This is a genomic window from Stenotrophomonas sp. 82F1, from assembly GCF_056861525.1.
The window spans coordinates 1-19,939 of the sequence record NZ_JBSPUD010000001.1 but is presented as its reverse complement, the minus strand read 5'-3'; the positions used below and the strand labels follow the sequence as shown (position 1 = coordinate 19,939).

Below are 19,939 nucleotides of genomic sequence, written 5' to 3'. Positions count from 1 at the left end.
GCCTCACGGCGCCTTGTCAGCACCCGCGGTTGTGCTGGTGCTGGCGGTGCTGCCGCCCAGGCTGCGCGACAGGAAGGCCAGCAGCCTGGTGTAGTACTCGCGCTGATGCTCTGGCCGGTAGAAGCCATGGCCTTCGGTGCGGTAATACAGGCTCTCCACCGGCGAGCCGGCCGCCTTCAGCGCGGCTTCCATGCGCTCGGTGTGCTTGATCGGCGCACGACGGTCTTCGCCTCCGGCGGCCAGGAATACAGGCACCTTCAGTTGCGCGGCCAGATTCACCGGCGAACGGGTGCCCAGCGTCTTCGGATCACCCACCCAATCGCGCTGCCAAAGCAAGGCCGAATCGCTCAACTGCGCCTCCCCAGTGAACATCAGCGGCAGGTCATACACGCCGACATAGCCGGCCGCGCACTGGTACAGCCCCGGCTCCCGTACCGGCCCCATCATCGCCGCGTACGCACCGTAACTGGCGCCATAGATGCAGATGCGCTTGCTGTCGGCGATGCCCTCGGCGATGGCCCAGCGCGTGGCGTCGGTCACATCGTCCTGCATCGCCGCGCCCCACTGCTTCGCACCCGCCTGGGCGAAGGCGCGGCCATAATTGGACGAACCACGGAAGTTGACCTGCAGCACCGCATACCCTGCGGCGGCCAGCATCTGTGGCTCGCTGCTGTAGCTGCCTTCATCGAACACGCCGAAGGGGCCGCCGTGCGGCAACACGACCATTGGCAGATTGCGGCCATCACTGCCCTGCGGCAATGTCAGGAATCCATGCAGCGACACGCCGTCGCGGGCCTTCAATGCAAACGGGCGAACCGTGGCGGCCAGTTTCGGGTCGATCCATTCACTGCGGCTGAGCAGATGCTCGGCCGCCTTCGCGCGGGTATCGAACAGGTAGAAATCCCCGGGGTTGCTGCCCGACCACGTCTGCACCACCACCTTGCCGCCATCGCGGGTACTGGAGGTGATGAGCACCGGGCCGCCGAACGCCGCCTCAAGGCTGCGGTACTGACGGGCATCGGCTCCCTTCTCATCGAAGAACCGGGTGCGCGGTGCATCGCCGACATACAGCGCGCCCACCGGCACGCGGGTGCCCGGGCGGAAGATGATCGCGTAAGGATCGACCACGCCATCGCGCAGCACCTCGCGCCGTTCGCCGGTCTGCGGGTTCCAGCTGACGATGGCATCGGGCCCGGTGGGCTGCTCGACCTGCAGATAGGCCAGTGCACCATCTTCGGAGAAGCCGATGGCCCCTTCCACCCGGTGGCTCAGCGATTCGTCATTGACCAGTGACCACTGCGCATTGGTCCCAGCGCGGTAGTAGAGCTTGTTGACGTTGTCCGAGGTAGCGCCGTGAGCAAAGCGCACTTCGCCCTGATGATCGGTGGTGAAGCTGGCGCGCTGCACCGGCGAGCCGGAAACGCGCACGCGGCGCCCGCTGACCACATCCAGCCGCTCCACGCGGGTATAGGGATCATCGGCAAAGGGCCACACCGCGATCAGTACATTGCGGTCATCGCCGGGCAGCTCGTCGGTGAGGAAAGCCGCGACGTCCTCCACCTTCTTCGGCTGGATGCGCGTGCCCAGCCCACGGCCCTGCACGCGGTAGCCGACCAGCAGTTCGCCGCCCTTGCCATCGACATTGACGCCGTAGAGTTCACCGGTCGGTTGCGGGGTATCCAGCGCGCCAAGCTTCTCGGCCAGGCCGACCAGCAGGCGGTCATTGCTCACCCATTCGAAGGTGTTTGCGTGGTTCTTGTCCTGTGGCCGGAATACACCCGCGGGTTTGCGGTCGGACGTGCGCAGGATGATCAGCGCGGTGGAATCGTCCAGCGGTACGGTGCCGGCGACGTATTCGCCGCCCGGCGAGAGTTTGACGTCCGAGAACGACTCCGGCTTCAGGTACTTCTCCAGGTCCACCCCGCCGGTACCCGCCGACGTCCCGCCCACCACCGCGCACAGCAGCGCGGCAAATACAGTCCTGCGCATCCTTCCCCCTCCCTGCCGGACACCCTGTCCAGATTTGCCGATTCTAGGCAGGCCGACGATGGCGGCGCCAGTGAAGAGCGCGCCATCGCCAGACTCAGGGCGCCTTCTGCGCATCACCGCTGGCCTGCGTCTGTGCGGTGGCTCCTCCCAGGCTGCGCGACAGGAACGCCAGCAGGTGACCGTAGTACTCGCTGCGATGCGCCTGGGTGTAGAAGCCGTGGCCCTCGGTGCGGAAATACAGGGTTTCCACCGGCGTGCCGGCCCGTTCCAGCGCGGCCTGCAGGCGCTTGCTGTGCTGGATGGGCGCACGCGCATCCTCACCACCAGCGGCCAGGAATACCGGCACCCTGATGCGATCTGCCAACGCAACCGGCGACACCTCATCCAGCGAGGCCGGATCGCCCAGCCACTGCTGCAGATAGGCGACACCGGAACGGCTGTCGCCCACATCGCCCCGGGTGTACATCAACGGCAGGTCGTAAACGCCCACGTAGCCTGCCGCGCACTGGTACAGCCCCGGCTCGCGCACCGGTCCCATCATCGCCGCGTAGGCGCCGTAGCTGGCACCGTAGATGCAGATGCGTTTGCTGTCGGCGATGCCCTCGGCGATGGCCCAGCGCGTTGCATCGGTCACGTCATCCTGCATGGCGCGGCCCCATTGCCGCATGGCCGCACGCATGTGGGCACGGCCGAAGTTGCCGGATCCGCGGAAATTCACCTGCAGCACGGCATAGCCGGCCGCTGCCAGCAACTGCGTCTCGTGCGCGAAACGTCCGTCATCGTACTCGCCGATGGGACCGCCATGCGGCAGCACTACCATCGGCAGGTCGCGGCCGGTACTGCCGTGCGGCACGGTCAGGAACCCATGCAGGTCCAGTCCGTCGCGTGCCTTCACTCTTATGGACCGCACCGATGCGGTCGCAGCCGGGTCGATCCATTCGCTGCGCGCCAGCAGGAAGCGCGCCTGTCTGCGGTCGACGTCATAAAGGTAGAACTCGCCCGGATTGGCGCCGGACCAGGTTTCCAGAAGCAGCTTTCGTCCATCACGGGTGCTGGAGGTGATGAACACCGCCCGCCGGGGAAATGCCGCCTCCAGGCTGCGGTACAGCCGCGCTTCGGCCGATGCTTCATCGAAGAAGCGGGTGCGCGGGGTATCGCCCAGGAACAGCGCGCCGACCGGCACCCTGCTGCCGGGGCGGCGGATCACCCGTGCCGGATCGACCACATCGTCACGCAGGACAACCCTGCGTTCCTGCGTGGCCGGGTTCCAGCTGACGATGGCATCGGGTCCCGTGGCCTGCTCGCTCTGCAGGTAGGCCAGCTGGCCATCGGCGGAAAAGCCGAGTGCCGCCTCGATGCGGCCACTGGCCGTTTCATCATTCACCAGCGCCCATTCGCCGCCGTTGCGGTGGTAGAGACGGCTGCCGTTGTCGCTGCCGGTGCCACGCACGAAGCGCACGTCACCCTTGGGATCGATCGTGTAGGAAGACGCCGGTACCGGCGCGCGGGCCAGGATGCGCTGCTTGCCCGTAGCGAGGTCGAGCCGGGCCGCATAGCCATTGGCGTCCAGGCGCGACGCGCCCATTGCAATGACCACCTGGCCATCGTCGCCCGGCAGGGTGTCGCTGAGGAATGCTGCCGCCTCGCTGTGGTACCTGGGCCGCAGGCGCAGTCCCAGGTTGCGGTAGCCGACCAGCACGTCCGTACGCCCGGTACGCGCGTCGAGCGCCAGCAGCTCGCCGGTGGCCCAGGGTGCATCACGGGTGCCGAACTTCTGGGCCAGGCCGAACATCACCTGATCGTCGTTGACCCAGTGCATATCGAAGACATGGGAATTGCGTGGCGGCCGCAGGCTACCCACCGGCGTGTTGTCGTCCGTACGCAGGATGATCAACGCGGTGAAGCCATCACCGGGCACGGTCGCGGCCAGGTAGTCGCCGCTGGGCGACAGGATCACATCCTCGAACTTGTCCGCCCGCACGTAGGTGTCCAGATCAACCGCAGCGGCGGTCCCCCACGCCATCCCTGCCACGACCATCCCTGCCACGATGATGGCGGCCAATCCATACCTGCGCATCCTTCCCCCCCTTACGCCTGGACGCCTTGTCCCGGCTGGCCGATTCTAGGCAGGCCAGCGGCCACGCCGCCAGTACGCGCAAAAAACAACGGCACCGTTGCCGGTGCCGTTGTTACCACTACCTTGGAGAGAGAGTCAGGACGTGGATTCGGGGGGCGTGTGCCGGGTCAATGGACCCCGCGCACCGCCAGAGTGAGGGCCAGGATGCTGAGGATCACCGCGATGGTGCCGTCCAGCACGCGCCAGGTGCTGGGCTTGGTGAACAGCGGCGCCAGCAGGCGCGCGCCGAGGCCCTGCGCGGTCAGCCACAGGCAGCTCGCCGTAACCACGCCGGCAGCGAAGGCCATGCGCGCATTGCCGAAGTTCTCGGCAATGGAGCCGATGACCATCATGTCCAGCCAGAAGTGCGGGTTGATCAGCGAGAAGCCGACCGCCGCCATCAGCACCGCACGGCGGCTGCCGTCATCGCTGTCGGCTTCGCCCATGCCGCCGCCGCCGGCGATCGCACGGCGTGCGGACTTCATCGCATACCAGGCCAGGAAGGCCACGCCGGTCCAGAGGACGGCGGTGGTCAGCCACGGCAGCGCCGTGGTGAGCGTGCGCAGGCCGGCCACGCTGGCGAAGATGAAGATCGCATCGATGGCCGCACAGGTGGCCACCACCGGCACGATGTGCTTGCGCAGGATGCCCTGGCGCAGGATGAAGGCGCTCTGGGCGCCGACCACGGCAAACAGGCCGATGCCGGTAGCCGCACCACTGAACCAGGCACCGAGGCCGGTGCTGGCGGAGATGACCGAGAACATGGGATTCACTACCTTGTCTTGCTTGGGGGAGCGGTGCCTCGCGAAGGCGGACAGCACCGGAACGGGCGCCATTGTCGCGCCGCAACATAGAAAAGACGAGCTAAACTTACTAAACCAACATTAGCGGAGCTTAATTGCCATGCGCATCGACCATGCACAGCTGCGGGCCCTGGCTGCGGTGATCCGCGAAGGCAGCTTCGACCGTGCTGCGCAGTCGCTCAACGTCACCCCCTCGGCCATCTCGCAGCGGGTCAAGGCACTGGAAGACCGCATCGGCCGCCTGCTGGTCAAACGTGGCACGCCTGCGACCGCCACCGCCGAAGGCCAGCTGCTGGTGCAGCTGGCCGAGCAGACCGCCCTGCTGGAGCACGATGCCCTGCACCGCATGGGCCTGGCCGACGAGGACCTGCCGCAGGCCAGCATCCCCGTGGCGGTGAACCACGACAGCCTGGAGACCTGGTTCCCGCAGGCCGCGCAGCAGTTCGCGCAGGGCACCGGCACCACCCTGGACCTGCGGGTGGAAGACCAGGACCACACGGTCGAGCTGCTGCGCCAGGGCACCGTGCTGGGGGCAGTGACCACCCTGGACGAGCCGGTGCAGGGCTGCCAGATCCACGCGCTGGGCAGCATCCGCTACGCCGCCACCTGTACGCCGGCGTTCCGCGAGCAGCACTTCGCCAAGGGCGTGACCGCACAGGCGCTGGCGCAGGCACCGGTGCTGGTGTTCAACCGCAAGGACGACATGCAGTCACGCTTTGCCCGGCGCATGGCCGGCGCCGACCTGCCCAGCACCGCGCCGACCTGGTGGATTCCCTCCACCCGTGCCTTCGTGCAGGCCAATCTGGGCGGGCTCGGCTGGACGATGAATCCCCTGCCGCTGGTCAAGCGCCATCTGGATGCCGGGCGCCTGGTGTATGTGCGGCAGCGCGCGTGGGAAGACGTGCCGCTGTACTGGCAGCACTGGAAGGGCGACGTGCAGACGATGGCCCTGCTGACCCGGGCGGTGCTGGACGCCGCCTCGGCGCTGGTGCAGCGCAGGCGCTGAGCGGACGCGCATGGGTGGATGCCGACTTTGGTCGACTTCGAACCTTCTGCTCACGAATACGGGAACAGGGCGATCCCGACATTCAATTGCGTCATTGCCAGCCGACAGTTGCAGAGGTCCCGCGTAGGCTTGAGGGTTCATTGATTGCGAGCCAAACCGAATGGAGCTTCCTGACGACATCTACGAGCAGGTCACTGGACTCTCCGAGCAGGGAAACACCTGCATGGATGCCGATGATCACGCTGGCGCAATGCGCTGCTGGCTGCAGGCTTTGGACAAGTTGCCTGCCCCTGCCAACGATTGGGAAGCCTACACGTGGCTCTGCGCCTCGCTTGGCGACGCGAGTTTTATGTCAGGACATTTTCCCGAAGCCCTACAGTACTTCGTGGATGCGCTGAATGGTCCGGACGGTCATGCGAACGCCTTCATCCTGTATCGGGTTGGCCAATGTCATGAACTTCAAGGACAACGGGATCAGGCGCTGGAGTACCTGCTCAGGGCTTATGCATTGGATGGCGAGGACATATTCGACGCTGACGATGAAGGCGGGAAGTACCTTGCCTTGCTGCGTCAGCACGGCCTCACTTCGCCTTGATACCACCAAGGCAGCCAAGCTTTGGGAATGCAGCCCTTGGTAGTCAGGACTCGTTGAGTCTCAGCCATGGAGAGGTCGGGCTGGAAACGACTTGATCCCTACGTCCCCTTTTTGTGCAAGCATCGGCGCAACCGACGAGGGGGCTGGCTGATGGAAACCGAACCGGTATTCCTGCATATCCGCGTGGTGATGGGGATCATCCTCGGCCTGTCCATCACCACCCTGCTGAAGGGGTTGGCGCAGATCATCGAGCACCCGCAGCGGCGTGGCTGTTCGGCGCTGCACCTGTGCTGGGTGATGTGGACGCTGGTGTCGCTGGTCACCTTCTGGTGGTGGGAATTCCGCCTCGTTGAAGTGCATCGCTGGACATTTGAAACCTATCTGTTCGTGATCACCTACAGCGCGACCTGGTTCCTGCTGTGCGCGCTGCTGTTTCCCGACGACCTGCGCGACTACGGCAGTTACGGCCACTACCTGATGCAGCGGCGGCGCTGGATCTTCGGGGTGATCGCGATATTGACGCTACTGGACCTTGTGGACACCGCGATCAAGGGAGGAAGCCGATGGCGGCTGCTGGGGGATGCCTACCCGTTGCACACGGCGCTGATGCTCATCGTTGCGGCGCTGGGATGGCATCTGCGCAGCGCGCGTATGCAACTGGTGCTGGCCGCAGCGACACTGGCCTATCAACTGGCCTACTTCGCGGCGGAATACTTCACCATCGGCAGTGATTGAAGACCGCCGCCGTCTCCATCCAATCTCCATCCGGGTCGTCCACACTCATGTGGTTCCATTCGACCCCAGGTTTCCCATATGACGATCCACTACCGCGATGCCCTCCCCGATGATGCCGCTGCCTGCATCGACCTGCGCGGGCGCACCCGCGAAAACGCCTTCAGTGCCGCGCGGCTGGCCGAACTGGGCATCACCGAGGACAGCTGGGCAGCGGGCATCGCCGAGGGCGATTCCATCGGCCGCATCGCCTGCGAGGGCGAGCGGATGGCCGGCTACTGCTTTGCCGACCGCGAAAGCGGCGAGGTGCTGGTGCTGGCCCTGCTGCCGGAATTCGAGAACCGCGGCATCGGCCGGCAGCTGCTGCAGGACGTGGTCAGCCTGACCCGCGATGCCGGCCACACCCGCCTATTCCTGGCCTGCTCGGCAGACCCGCGTTCGCGCTCGTATGGCTTCTATCGGCATCTGGGCTGGAAGGCGACCGGCGAGATCGATGAGGCAGGTGACGAGATCCTTGAGTTGGCGTGATTGAGTGCATCGCCGGGCATGGCCCGGCGCTAGCGGGTGAGGGTGCCGCGAACCGTCGGATGCTGCGTTGCATCAAAATCGGACCAGAAGCGGTTAAAATTGCCCCTGGAATGCTGCAAGGCGTTGTTTCTTCACGCTCTTTCCCTGCTTCTTGCGCATCCTGACCCCTTCCCCCCGCCAACGATTCCGCCCCCATGAAGAAATTTGGCAAGGCCCTGCTCGCCCTGCTCGTGCTGCTGTTGCTGGTCGCCGCACTGTTCCTGTACTGGCCGCTGACCCAGCGCTCGGTGCCCGCCGCGAGCAACGACAAGCCCGTCGATGTCGTGCTGGTCGGCGCCGGCATCATGAGCATCACTCTGGCCACCTACCTGCAGGAACTGCAGCCGGACTGGAACATCCAGGTCTACGAGCGCCTCGACAGCGTCGCCGGTGAAAGCTCGGACGGCTGGAACAACGCCGGCACCGGCCACTCGGCATTCGCCGAACTGAACTACACACCGGAACTGCCCGATGGCAGCATCGAGACCAAGCGCGCGGTCGGCATCGCCGAATCGTTCGAGGTCTCGCGCCAGTTCTGGTCGCACCAGGTGAAGGAAGGCCGGCTGAGCCAGCCCAGCGACTTCATCAACCCGACCCCGCACATGAGCTTCGTCTGGGGTGATGACAACATCGCCTACCTGCACAAGCGCCAGCAGGCGCTGGTGAAGAACCCGCTGTTCTACGGCATGCAGTACTCCGAAGACCCGGCGCAGATCAAGCAGTGGGCACCGCTGCTGATGGAAGGCCGCGACCCGAAGCAGAAGGTCGCCGCCACCTGGATGCCGCTGGGCACCGACGTCAACTTCGGCGTCATCACCCGCCAGCTGACCGCCGGCCTGCAGCACAGCCCGAACTTCGGCCTGCACCTCAACCATGAGGTCAGCGCGCTGCGGCAGAACGCGGACAAGAGCTGGAACGTGACGGTGAAGGACCTCAAGGCCGGCACCGAGTCCACCACCCACGCCCGCTTCGTGTTCATCGGTGCCGGTGGCGCCGCGCTGAAGCTGCTGCAGATGTCGGGCATCCCGGAATCGAAGGACTACGCCGGCTTCCCGGTGGGCGGCCAGTTCCTCGCCTTCCAGGGCCAGGACGTGACCTCGCGCCATGGCGTGAAGGCCTACGGCATGGCCGAAACCGGCTCGCCGCCGATGTCGGTGCCGCACCTGGATGCGCGCAAGCTGGATGGCAAGCCGGTGGTCCTGTTCGGGCCGTTCGCGCTGTACAGCACCAAGTTCCTCAAGCACGGCTCGTGGTGGGACCTGTATTCGTCGGTCAACCACAACAACGTCGGCCCGATGCTGGAAGTGGGCAAGGACAACCTGGACCTGGTGCAGTACCTGATGGGCCAGGCACGCCTCAACGACGCCGATCGCCAGGCCGAACTGGTCAAGTACTTCCCCAACGCCAAGCCGGGCGACTGGAAGCTGGTCACCGCTGGCCAGCGCGTGCAGATCATCAAGCGTGATCCGCTGAAGGGCGCGGTGCTGCAGTTCGGTACCGAGATCGTGACCGACAAGGACCACACCCTTGCCGCGCTGCTGGGTGCCTCGCCGGGCGCCTCGACCTCGCCGCCGATCATGCTCGACCTGATGGCCAAGGCCTTCCCGGAACAGATGAAGGCCGGTTGGGAAGCCCGCCTGCGCGAGATCGTGCCGTCGTACGGCCGCAAGCTCAACGAGAGCGCCGCGCTGACCAACGAGATCCGCACGCTGACCAGCCAGACCCTGCACCTGCCCTACCTGGATGTTCCGGTGGAAGCGGGCGCGACGCCGGCCCTGGCACCGACAGCCGCCCCGACCCCGGCGCCGGCCAAGGAAAAGCGCAACGCCAACGAGGAACTGCAGGCGCTGTAAGCCTGCGCTTGCCATTGGACGGAAACGGACGGCCACCTTCGGGTGGCCGTCTGCGTTTGTGTCGCACCCACCTGTAGAGCCGAGCCTGCGCTCGGCTGCTCCTCGCGGTTGCCAACGGCCGAGCATGGGCTCGGCTCTGCAGAAATCCCTGCCGGGCGCCGACAAGCCCATGCGCAATGACGCGAATTGTAATGTTGTTAAGAATTATTTACATTTGCGTCCTGCGCAGTGACCGCGCCCATCCCAGATGGACCTGATGTGCCCGAAGCCGCCGCCCGGGTGCTGGACAACTGTTGCCGCCCCTTCCCCGCCTTCACGCTTCGAGCCCGCCATGTCTCTGACCCTCCGTACCCGCCTGCCACGCCGTGCGCTGCTGCCGGCTGCCCTGTTGTCCTCCCTCGCCGTGGCTGCACCGTCGGCGTTTGCCGATGTCGCTGCCGATGCGTCCGACGCCAAGACCCTGGACCGGGTGAGCGTGCGCGCCGAGCAGTCCGCGCCGCCGTCCAGCACCACGCGCCTGCCGATCACCCTGCAGGAAACGCCGCAGTCGTCCACGGTGATCGGCCTGCAGCGCCTGCAGGACGAATCGCTGTTCAGCCTCAACGACGTGATGCGCAATGTCACCGGCGTCAGCGTGTCCTTCTATGACACCCAGCGCCCGCTGTACTACGCGCGCGGCTTTGCCATCACCGATTTCCAGGTGGACGGCATTCCCACCTACAGCGGCTCGACCAACCAGGAATACGACACCGCCTTCTACGACCGGGTGGAAGTGATCCGCGGCGCCAACGGCCTGCTCAGCGGCGCCGGCGTGCCCTCGGCCACGGTGAACCTGCTGCGCAAGCGCCCGGGCAAGGAGTTCGACGCCTCGTTCTCGGTCAGTGCCGGCAGCTGGGACTACCGCCGCATGGAAGCGGACGTGACCGCGCCGCTGACCGCCGACGGCCGCTTCCGCAGCCGCGTGGTCGCCGCCTACACCGACCGCGATTTCTATTACGACCGCTACAAAGAGAACAAGGTGGCCGGCATGGCCGTGCTGGAAGGCGACGTGACCGACAGCACCACGGTCACCGTCGGCTACCAGACCCAGGACAACAACCCGGTGGGTTCGACCTGGGGCACCGTGCCGTTCTTCGACAGCAAGGGCAACTTCGCGCATCTGCCGCGCTCGACCAACCTGGCGCCGAAGTGGAGCTACTGGCAGCGCGAGACCAGCACGGTATTCGCCAACCTGGAACAGCGCTTCGGTGAGAACTGGCTGCTGAAGATCAACACCGCCTACACCCGTGGCAACGTGCAGAACATGCGCCTGTACGGCACCGGCAATCCCGACCCGGTGACCGGCGCGGGCATCTACCTGCGCACTGCCGCCGGCGATTCGGAAGACACCCGCCGCAACGTCGACGCCTACCTGACCGGCACCTTCAACCTGTGGGGCCGGGAGCACGACGTGACCGTGGGCGCACAGTGGGCCGACCTGGAAGGCACCACCAATACCCTGGCGCTGAACTACCCGCGCGATTGGGCGACCTGTGGCCGTGAGCGCTGCTACTACATCCCCAACGTGCACACCTGGGATGGCGACATCTCCGAAGTGACCTACACCCTCACCGGCGCACGCCGCGTGGCCAAGACCACGCAGAGCGGTTTCTACCTGGCCACCCGCCTGCGCCTGGCCGACCCGCTGGCGCTGATCGCCGGCGCACGCCTGAGCCGCTGGCAGACCCAGACCCGCGCCTACAACGCCGCCGGTGCCTACACCGCCACCAGCGGCGCGTACAAGGTGAGCGATGAAGTCACCCCGTACGTGGGCCTGGTGTACGACATCACCCCGAACGTGGCGGCCTATGCCAGCTACACCGAGATCTTCAACCCGCAGAACTACAAGGACCGCAACGAGAACCTGCTGGCGCCAGTGCAGGGCTCCAACCTGGAAGCGGGCCTGAAAACGCAGTGGTTTGATGGCCGTTTGACCGCCAACGCGGCGATCTTCGAAGCCAAGCAGGACAACTACGCGGTGCGTGACATGGGCGTGCCGGAAGGCTCGCTGAGCGATGGCAGCTCGGCCTACATCGGCGTCAACGGCACCAAGGCGCGTGGCTGGGAAGTGGACGTCAACGGCGAGATCCTGCCGGGCTGGACGGTCAATGCCGGCTATACCCACGTCAAAGTGACCCGCGCGGCCACCGACCTGCTGTACGCCAACCCGGCTGAAAACCTGCTGCAGCTCAATACCCAGTTGCAGCTGCGCGGCGCGCTGGAGCGCCTGAGCATCGGCGGTGGCGTGCAGTGGCAGAGCAAGGTGCAGGGCTACAACATCCCCTACCCGGTGGGGGTGGGCACCACGGTGACGGTGAACCAGCCCGCGTATGCGCTGGTGCAGTTCAACGCCAACTACCGCATCAGCGACAACTGGACGGCGACGCTGAGCGTGCGCAACGCGCTGGACAAGACCTACTGGGCCAACCTGGACTACAACAACTACGGCGAACCGCGCTTCGTGGCAGCCAGCCTGCGCTGGAAGTTCTGAGGCAGGCGGAAACCCGGTGGGTGCCGACCGTTGGGTGGGTGCCGACCGTTGGTCGGCACGCTCTCGCCCCGCCACGACCAACGGTCGTGGCCTACCTGGATGGGCCCGCCTACGCGCGGGCCCTTCTTTTTGGTGGGTGCCATTTGGTGGGTGCCGACCGTTGGTCGGCACGCCAGGCGGTCAGATTTGCTGCGCTGCGGGTTGCACACCCCTCCGTAATTATGGCGTAATTATTCCAACGCCATTCGGAAGTCCGTCGATGAACCCGAGCTGGGACACGCTGGAGCGGGGCCGCCAGGCGCGGCTGGAACGCGCCGCGCCATGGGCCAAAGGCCACGAGGTGGCGGCCGGCGATGTCGCCGAGCTGCTGCACGCGCTACTGGAGCCGGGCGACAAGATCTGCCTGGAAGGCAACAACCAGAAGCAGGCCGACTTCCTCGCCCAGGCGTTGGCCAACCTCGACCCGGCACGCGTGCATGACCTGCACATGGTGCAGTCGGTGCTGTCGCTGCCCTCGCACCTGGATGTGTTCGAGCGCGGCATCGCCTCCAGGCTGGATTTCTCCTTCTCCGGGCCGCAGTCGGTACGGCTGGCCAACCTGGTGGCCGAAGGGCGCATCCAGATCGGTGCCATCCACACCTACCTGGAACTGTTCGGCCGCTACTTCATCGACCTCACCCCGCGCGTGGCGCTGGTCGCGGCGCAGGCCGCCGACCGCCACGGCAATCTCTACACCGGCCCCAACACCGAAGACACGCCGGTGATTGTCGAGGCCACCGCATTCGGTGGCGGCATCGTCATCGCCCAGGTCAACGAGATCGTCGACACCCTCCCCCGCGTCGACATTCCTGCCGACTGGGTCAACTTCGTGGTGCAGGCGCCGCGCCCGAACCACATCGAACCGCTGTTCACCCGCGACCCGGCGCAGATTTCCGAGATCCAGGTGCTGATGGCGATGATGGCGATCAAGGGCATCTACGCCGAGTACGGGGTGAACCGCCTCAACCACGGCATCGGTTTCGATACTGCGGCGATCGAACTCCTGCTGCCGACCTATGCCGAATCGTTGGGGCTGAAAGGCAAGATCTGCCAGCACTGGGCGCTCAATCCGCACCCGGCGCTGATTCCGGCCATCGAATCGGGCTTCGTCAAATCGGTGCACTCGTTCGGCTCGGAACTGGGCATGGAGAAGTACATCGCCACGCGCGGGGATGTGTTCTTCACCGGCGCCGACGGTTCGATGCGCTCCAACCGTGCGTTCTCGCAGACTGCAGGACTGTATGCCTGCGACATGTTCATCGGCTCCACGTTGCAGATCGACCTGCAGGGCAACAGTTCCACCGCCACCCGCGACCGTATCGCCGGCTTCGGTGGCGCGCCCAACATGGGCTCGGATGCACGCGGCCGCCGCCATGCCAGCGACGCCTGGCTCAAGGCGGGCCAGCAGGCCGCGCGGCCGGGCGAAATGCCGCGTGGGCGCAAGCTGGTGGTGCAGATGGTGGAAACCTTCCGCGAGCACATGGCGCCGGCCTTCGTCGACCGCCTGGATGCCTGGGAACTGGCCGAACGCGCGGCCATGCCGCTGCCACCGGTGATGATCTACGGCGACGACGTCAGCCATGTGCTGACCGAGGAAGGCATCGCCAACCTGCTGCTGTGCCGCAGCCCGGAAGAGCGCGAGCAGGCGATCCGCGGCGTGGCCGGCTACACCGCCGTGGGCAGGGGCCGAGACCGCGCGATGGTGGAGAACCTGCGCGACCGCGGAGTGATCCGCCGCCCGGACGATCTCGGCATCAACGTGCGCGACGCCAGCCGCGATCTTCTTGCCGCGCGTTCGGTGAAAGACCTGGTGCGCTGGTCCGGCGGTCTGTACGACCCGCCCAAGCGCTTCCGCAACTGGTAAGGGGCACGCCATGGAAACCCTCGACTATCGATTCGACGGCACGACGCCTGTGCGCTTCCCCACCGATGCCGTGCTGGTGGGCGTACTGGCCTCGGGCAACCTGGAAATCCTGCTGGAACCGGCCGACCTGGACGGTGCGATGACGGTGCGCATCATCACCGCCGCGCGTGGCTTCGGCACGGTATGGCAGGCGGTGATCGCCGACTTCGCCCAGCGCCATCCCCTGCGCGATGTGCGCGTGTCGATCAACGATGCCGGCGCCACACCGGCGGTGGTCAGCCTGCGCCTTGACCAGGCGGTTGAGACCCTGCATGCCGGAGGCCAGCCATGACGCTCGCACAGCGCAACAGCTATTACGAAGCCGATGCCCGCGCGCGCATCGCCGGGCTGCTCGATGCAGGTTCGTTCCACGAATTTCTCGGCCCTGCCCGACGCGCCATAAGTCCGCACCTCGCGCAGCTGGACCAACCGGCCGCCTTCGACGATGGCATCGTCGTCGGCGAAGGACGCCTGCGCGGCAAGCGCGTTCTGGTGGCCGCGCAGCAGGGGGAATTCATGGGCGGCGGCGTGGGCGAGGTGCATGGCGCCAAGCTGACCGGCCTGCTGCGCCGTGCGGCAGCCACCCATCCCGATGGCGTGCTGCTGCTGCTCGATACCGGTGGTGTACGCCTGCACGAAGCCAACGCCGGCCTGATCGCCATTTCCGAAATCATGCGTGCCGCCCTGGGTGCGCGTGCAGCCGGTGTACCGGTCGTGGCGCTGATCGGCAGTGGCAACGGCGCCTTCGGCGGCATGGGCATCGTCGCCCGCTGCTGCAGCACAGTGATCATGTCCGAGGAGGGACGGCTGTCGCTGTCCGGCCCAGAGGTGATCGAGACCGTGCGCGGCGTGGAGGAATTCGATTCGCGCGACCGCGCACTGGTGTGGCGGGTGACCGGTGGCAAGCACCGCTACCTGATCGACCAGGCGCAGGTACTGGTGCCCGATGCGATCAGCGCGTTTGCGCAGGCAGCCTTTGATGCACTGCAGCCAGACACCGCCAGTGCCGACCCCGACGCGGCGCTGGCCGCGTTGCAGGCACGCCACGCCGCATTGAAAGCGCGCGTGGCGGCATGGGGCGACTGCAACGATGGACTGCAGATCTGGGCACGCCAGGGCATTGCGGAACCAGAACGCCTGGCACTGCTGGAAACCGATGCCTTCCTTGCCGCCACCGCGCACCGGAGCCTGCCATGAGCCTGCCATTGAATACGCTGCTGGACGCGCTGTTCCCGCGTGGCCACGCAATCACGGTAAACGATTCGGTACTGACCGGAACAGCGACCACCGACGACGGCGATGTGACCGTGATCGGCACCACCGACAAGATCGAAGTGGGCGTTGACCATGCGCTGGTGCTGGCCGACACCGTGCTGGCCAGCACCGCTGCACATCCGCAGCGTCCGATCGTGATGCTGGTCGATACCGCCGGCCAGCGCCTGGCGCGCCGCGATGAACTGCTGGGCATCAACGGCTACTTCGCCCATCTCGCACAGACCCTGGACCTGGCCCGCCGCCGTGGTGCGCGCCTGGTCACGCTGGTGTATGGCGAGTCGGTCAGCGGCGGCTTCCTGTCGTTCGGGCTGATGGCCGACCACATCCATGCCCTGCCCGATGCGCAGGTGCGGGTGATGGATCTGCGCGCGATGGCACGGGTGACCAAGCAGCCGCTGGAAAAACTGCAGGCGCTGAGCCTGACCTCGCCGGTGTTCGCGCCGGGCGTGGAAAACTACGTGGCGATGGGGGCAGTGCAATCGCTGTGGGAGGGCGACCTGGCCCATCACCTGCTGGACGCACTGCGCGCACCCGCCGACGGTGACCATCGCGCTGCGCTGGGTGCCGAACGCGGTGGCCGCACATTGGCTGCACAAGTGGCCGCCACCGTGAGCCAGGGCAATGCCTGAGCGGCCTGCCCGGCACACGCTGGTCTGGCTGTCGGCCGACGCCGATTGGCGCGCAGACCTGCCCACGCACGAGCCGCGCCTTTCCGCATGGCTGGCGCAGGGCTTCCCTGCCGTAGTGGCACGTCGTGCAGCGGATGATCCCGATTCGCGCCTGCGACTGGGCGTCCCGTTGCCACCGGCCGAAGGCAAGCAGCGCCTGTCGTTGCGCGTACCACTGCACGACGTCGCTCGCATGCGCGCGCCGCCGGCATTGAGTGAGCTGCTGGCGGCAGGCGATGCCGTGGTTCCGCAGGCGTGGCAGCAATCGCTTCACGACCTGCAGGCACTGGCCCCGGCCCGTGTGTTCGGCGCCTTCGCCTGGCAATGGCTGACCGCCCTGCCCTACGTGCATGAGCGTTCGGACATCGACCTGCTGTGGCAGGTGACCGACGCCGCGCAGGCCGAAGCGCTGATCGCGCAGTTGCTGGCATGGGAGAGCCGCCATCCGCATCGCCTTGATGGCGAGCTGTGCCTGCCCGATGGTGGCGCGGTGAACTGGCGCGAACTTGCCGGCCGCAGTCGCCAGGTGCTGGTGAAGCGCTTGGACGGAGCCGCATTGGAAGCGCGCGATACGCTGTTCGACAAGTGCGAGGTGACCGCATGATTGCCGCCCGCAAGCCGTTGCCTGCATGCGGCGCGGTGGTCGACAGCGCACGCCTGGGACGACTCGCCATTGCAAGCCTGCACACCGAGCTGGCCTGCGCCCCGAAACCGGGCCTGGTCACGCCGTTCAACAGTGGCAGCCATGACGACATGGATGCCAGCACGTTCCTGCGCAGCCTGTTCGCACTGCGCCACTACTTCACTGCGGTGGCCAGGGCCGGTGCCGCGGGTGCCCCCTTCACGGTGCTGCGCGATCACGGCATTGCCGCCGAAACTGCCATGCTGGCCGCCACCGCTGGCATCAACACCCATCGCGGCGCGATCTTCAGCCTTGGCCTGCTGGTGGCCGCCGCTGCTGAGCGCAGGCGCGTGCATGGCCATGCTGTATCCGGCGCACAGGTGTGTCTGGCAGTCCAGCAGTGGAACGACGCGCTCATCGTGGCGCCACTGGACCCGCACAGCCCGGGACAACGCGCGCGTGCGCGCCATGGGGTCAGCGGCGTACGCGAGCAGGCCGCCGCTGGTTACCCGGTGCTGCGCGAGCTGGCCCTGCCGACCCTGCGCCACGCGCTGCACAGCGGCCTGCCGCGCGACGCCGCGCTGTGCCACACGCTGATGCAGCTGATGGCGCAGGTGGACGATCTGAACCTGCTGCACCGTGGTGGCGCCGAGGGCCTGCGTTGGGCGCAGCAACAAGCGAGCGCATTCCTTTCCTCGGGCGGCGCCTTCGCGCCGGACTGGCGCATGCGCCTGCAGTCCATGGGCGATGCGTTCGTGATGCGTCGGCTCAGCCCGGGTGGCAGTGCCGATCTGCTGGCCTGCGCCTGGTTCCTGCTGCAGCAGGAGGGTGCATGAGCCTGGCCCTGCTCTGCCCCGGACAGGGTGCGCAGCATCCGGCGATGTTCGACCGCGTGCGTGGCCTCGCCGCTGCACGCGCGGTACTGGACGCGGCGGGCGACGTGCTGGGACGCGACGTGTTCGCTGCCGCAGCCGCCGACGACCGCTTCGACAACACACAGGCGCAACCGCTGCTGTGCGCCGCCAGCATCGCGCAATGGCATGTCCTGCGCGACGCCCTGCCGAGCCCGATCGTGCTGGCCGGGTACAGCATCGGCGAACTGGCGGCGCACGCCATTGCTGGCAGTTTCGATGCCAGCACCTGCCTTTCACTGTCGGCCCAGCGCGCGCGCCTGATGGATGCTGCCAGTCCCGCCGGTGCGGGCATGCAGGCCATCCTCGGCCTGGATCGACAGACGCTGCAGCCGCTGTGCGACACGCACGGCACGTATGTGGCCATCGCCAACGGCGCAGATCATTTCATCGTTGGCGGCACGCAGCAGGCACTGCAGGCGCTGGCCGCTGCCGCGCACGCGCAGGGCGCGGAGGTACGCTTGCTGCCGGTGCATGTGCCGGCCCACACGCCACTGCTGTCGGCAGCAGTCGAACCGTTTGCCGCCGCACTGCAGGCCACCACGTTGCGCGCGCCGCGCGTGCCGCTGCTGGCCGGCATCGACGCACGGCCGGTGCGCGACACCGCAGCGGTGGTGCACACGCTGTCTGCGCAGCTTGCACAGACCATCGAATGGGCACAGGTGATGCGCCAGGCCTTCGAGCGCGGCGCGCGGGTGTTCCTGCAGCTGGGCCCGGGCAACGCACTGGCCCGCATGATCGCGCCGGCCTATCCGTGCTGCGAGGTGCGCGCGATCGAGGAATTCCAGAGCCTGGACGGCGTGGCGGCGTGGGTCCGCAGCGCGCTGCAGCGGCTGCAGTAACGGGTTTGAGCAGTACGTAACGCGCAGTACGTAACAGGCCATACCCGGGGATGGCGGGCTTCCATCCGTGCAGTACGCGAATCAGGTGTCTGGGAGGGCGCATGACTCCACAAATTGCAACGATCATCGGTCTGGTGATCATGTTCATCGTCGCCACCGCGATGCCGATCAACATGGGTGCCGTCGCCTTCGCGCTGGCCTTCATCATCGGCGGGCTCTGGGTCGACATGGGGGGCAAGGAGGTACTCGCCGGCTTCCCGGGCGACCTGTTCCTGACCCTGGTCGGCATCACCTATCTGTTCGCCATCGCGCAGAAGAACGGCACCATCGACCTGCTGGTGCACTGGGCGGTGAAAGCGGTACGCGGCCATATCGTCGCCATCCCATGGGTGATGTTCGTGATCACCGCCGTGCTGACCGCCTTCGGTGCGCTCGGCCCGGCGGCGGTGGCGATCATCGGCCCGGTCGCACTGCGCTTTGCCAAGCAGTACAACATCAACCCGCTGATGATGGGCCTGCTGGTGATTCATGGTGCGCAGGCGGGTGGCTTCTCGCCGATCAGCGTGTACGGCAGCATCACCAATGGCGTGGTGCAGAAGGCCGGGCTGGACGTCACCGAGATGGCGGTGTTCCTGACCAGTCTCGGCTTCAACTTCATGATGGCGACGATCTGCTTCTTCGCCTTCGGCGGCATCGCGCTGCTGCGCCGCGGTTCGATCACTGCGGCGGGCAAGGTCGGCACCGCGGAACTGGCGATGGCCGGTGGTCCGCAGGCCTCGTCGCGGCAGTTCGCCATCGAAGGCCACGGTGCGCTGGTCGCGGCCGGTGGTGGCACCCTGTCCAACGATCCGGTGGCACTGGATGCGGTGGGCCTGACCCGCGAGCGGTTGTTCACCCTGATCGGCCTGCTCGGGCTCGGTGTGGCGGCACTGATCTACAACCTCAACGTCGGCCTGGTTTCGATCACGGTAGCGGTGGTGCTGGCACTGCTGTCGCCGCAGAGCCAGAAGGGTGCAGTGGATGGCATCAGTTGGTCCACTGTGCTGCTGATCTGCGGCGTGGTCACCTACATCGGTGTGCTGGAACATGCCGGTGCGGTGGACTTCATCGGCCACGGTGTTTCCAGCATCGGCATCCCCCTGCTGGGTGCACTGCTGGTCTGCTACGTGGGCGGCATCGTCTCCGCATTCGCCTCGTCGGCAGCGGTGCTGGGTGCCACCATTCCGCTGGCGGTGCCGTTCCTGATGCAGGGCCATCTCAGTGCCGCTGGCGTGATCTGCGCGCTGGCCGTGTCCTCCACCATCGTCGATGTCAGTCCGTTCTCGACCAACGGCGCACTGGTAGTGGCCTCGGCCGCGAAGGAAGAACGCGAAACGCTGTTCCGCCGCTTCCTGGTCTACAGCGGCCTGGTGGTGGCATTCGGCCCGCTGCTGGCCTGGCTGGTGTTCGTGGTGCCGGGCTGGATGTAAACGCCTCTGGTAGTGGCGG

Annotated in this window: 17 protein-coding genes; 14 read left to right on the top strand and 3 right to left on the bottom strand. The window is 66.6% G+C overall.

The window, feature by feature from the left end; genetic code table 11:
* Positions 1 to 3: 3 nt before the first annotated feature.
* From AC13GI_RS00085 to AC13GI_RS00075, 3 genes are all read right to left on the bottom strand, one after another.
* Positions 4 to 1,989: an alpha/beta hydrolase family protein gene (locus tag AC13GI_RS00085; protein ID WP_482995166.1), complete on the bottom strand. Its 1,986-nt coding sequence runs from the start codon at positions 1,987 to 1,989 to the stop codon at positions 4 to 6.
* Positions 1,990 to 2,083: 94 nt separating this feature from the next.
* Positions 2,084 to 4,066, bottom strand: coding sequence for an alpha/beta hydrolase family protein (locus AC13GI_RS00080; RefSeq protein WP_482995165.1), 1,983 nt, complete (start codon positions 4,064 to 4,066; stop codon positions 2,084 to 2,086).
* Between the two features lie 167 nt (positions 4,067 to 4,233).
* On the bottom strand, positions 4,234 to 4,869 hold the full coding sequence (locus tag AC13GI_RS00075) for a LysE/ArgO family amino acid transporter (protein WP_025873889.1): 636 nt from the start codon (positions 4,867 to 4,869) through the stop codon (positions 4,234 to 4,236).
* Positions 4,870 to 5,008: 139 nt separating this feature from the next.
* Between AC13GI_RS00075 and AC13GI_RS00070 the strand changes: the two genes are divergently transcribed.
* From AC13GI_RS00070 to AC13GI_RS00005, 14 genes are all read left to right on the top strand, one after another.
* Positions 5,009 to 5,914, top strand: a complete 906-nt coding sequence (locus AC13GI_RS00070; RefSeq protein WP_049464713.1) for a LysR family transcriptional regulator ArgP — start codon at positions 5,009 to 5,011, stop codon at positions 5,912 to 5,914.
* A gap of 160 nt (positions 5,915 to 6,074) precedes the next feature.
* Positions 6,075 to 6,509, top strand: coding sequence for a tetratricopeptide repeat protein (locus AC13GI_RS00065; RefSeq protein ID WP_482995164.1), 435 nt, complete (start codon positions 6,075 to 6,077; stop codon positions 6,507 to 6,509).
* A 150-nt stretch (positions 6,510 to 6,659) separates the two neighbouring features.
* On the top strand, positions 6,660 to 7,244 hold the full coding sequence (locus AC13GI_RS00060; RefSeq protein ID WP_099819359.1) for a hypothetical protein: 585 nt from the start codon (positions 6,660 to 6,662) through the stop codon (positions 7,242 to 7,244).
* Between the two features lie 78 nt (positions 7,245 to 7,322).
* A complete protein-coding gene (locus AC13GI_RS00055) occupies positions 7,323 to 7,769 on the top strand; it encodes a GNAT family N-acetyltransferase (protein ID WP_482995163.1) in 447 nt (148 codons plus the stop codon).
* Between the two features lie 194 nt (positions 7,770 to 7,963).
* On the top strand, positions 7,964 to 9,661 hold the full coding sequence (mqo, locus tag AC13GI_RS00050; RefSeq protein ID WP_482995162.1) for a malate dehydrogenase (quinone): 1,698 nt from the start codon (positions 7,964 to 7,966) through the stop codon (positions 9,659 to 9,661).
* Positions 9,662 to 9,992: 331 nt separating this feature from the next.
* Complete coding sequence (locus AC13GI_RS00045) at positions 9,993 to 12,191, top strand: TonB-dependent siderophore receptor (RefSeq protein ID WP_482995161.1); 2,199 nt, start codon at positions 9,993 to 9,995, stop codon at positions 12,189 to 12,191.
* A 259-nt stretch (positions 12,192 to 12,450) separates the two neighbouring features.
* Positions 12,451 to 14,094: a malonate decarboxylase subunit alpha gene (gene mdcA / locus AC13GI_RS00040; RefSeq protein ID WP_482995160.1), complete on the top strand. Its 1,644-nt coding sequence runs from the start codon at positions 12,451 to 12,453 to the stop codon at positions 14,092 to 14,094.
* A gap of 10 nt (positions 14,095 to 14,104) precedes the next feature.
* Positions 14,105 to 14,425, top strand: a complete 321-nt coding sequence (mdcC, locus tag AC13GI_RS00035) for a malonate decarboxylase acyl carrier protein (protein ID WP_099819354.1) — start codon at positions 14,105 to 14,107, stop codon at positions 14,423 to 14,425.
* A complete protein-coding gene (locus tag AC13GI_RS00030) occupies positions 14,422 to 15,330 on the top strand; it encodes a biotin-independent malonate decarboxylase subunit beta (RefSeq protein WP_482995159.1) in 909 nt (302 codons plus the stop codon). Before mdcC ends, AC13GI_RS00030 begins: the two co-directional genes overlap by 4 nt.
* Before the next feature lie 2 nt (positions 15,331 to 15,332).
* Positions 15,333 to 16,037, top strand: coding sequence for a biotin-independent malonate decarboxylase subunit gamma (mdcE, locus tag AC13GI_RS00025; protein ID WP_482995378.1), 705 nt, complete (start codon positions 15,333 to 15,335; stop codon positions 16,035 to 16,037).
* Positions 16,030 to 16,680 carry a malonate decarboxylase holo-[acyl-carrier-protein] synthase gene (mdcG, locus tag AC13GI_RS00020; protein ID WP_482995158.1) on the top strand — a complete coding sequence of 217 codons (651 nt, stop codon included), beginning with the start codon at positions 16,030 to 16,032 and terminating at the stop codon, positions 16,678 to 16,680. The genes mdcE and mdcG overlap by 8 nt, the downstream gene beginning before the upstream one ends.
* Positions 16,677 to 17,534, top strand: coding sequence for a triphosphoribosyl-dephospho-CoA synthase MdcB (mdcB, locus tag AC13GI_RS00015; RefSeq protein WP_482995157.1), 858 nt, complete (start codon positions 16,677 to 16,679; stop codon positions 17,532 to 17,534). The genes mdcG and mdcB overlap by 4 nt, the downstream gene beginning before the upstream one ends.
* Positions 17,531 to 18,451, top strand: a complete 921-nt coding sequence (mdcH, locus tag AC13GI_RS00010; RefSeq protein WP_482995156.1) for a malonate decarboxylase subunit epsilon — start codon at positions 17,531 to 17,533, stop codon at positions 18,449 to 18,451. The genes mdcB and mdcH overlap by 4 nt, the downstream gene beginning before the upstream one ends.
* A gap of 101 nt (positions 18,452 to 18,552) precedes the next feature.
* Positions 18,553 to 19,920, top strand: coding sequence for an SLC13 family permease (locus AC13GI_RS00005; protein ID WP_482995155.1), 1,368 nt, complete (start codon positions 18,553 to 18,555; stop codon positions 19,918 to 19,920).
* Positions 19,921 to 19,939: the final 19 nt, after the last annotated feature.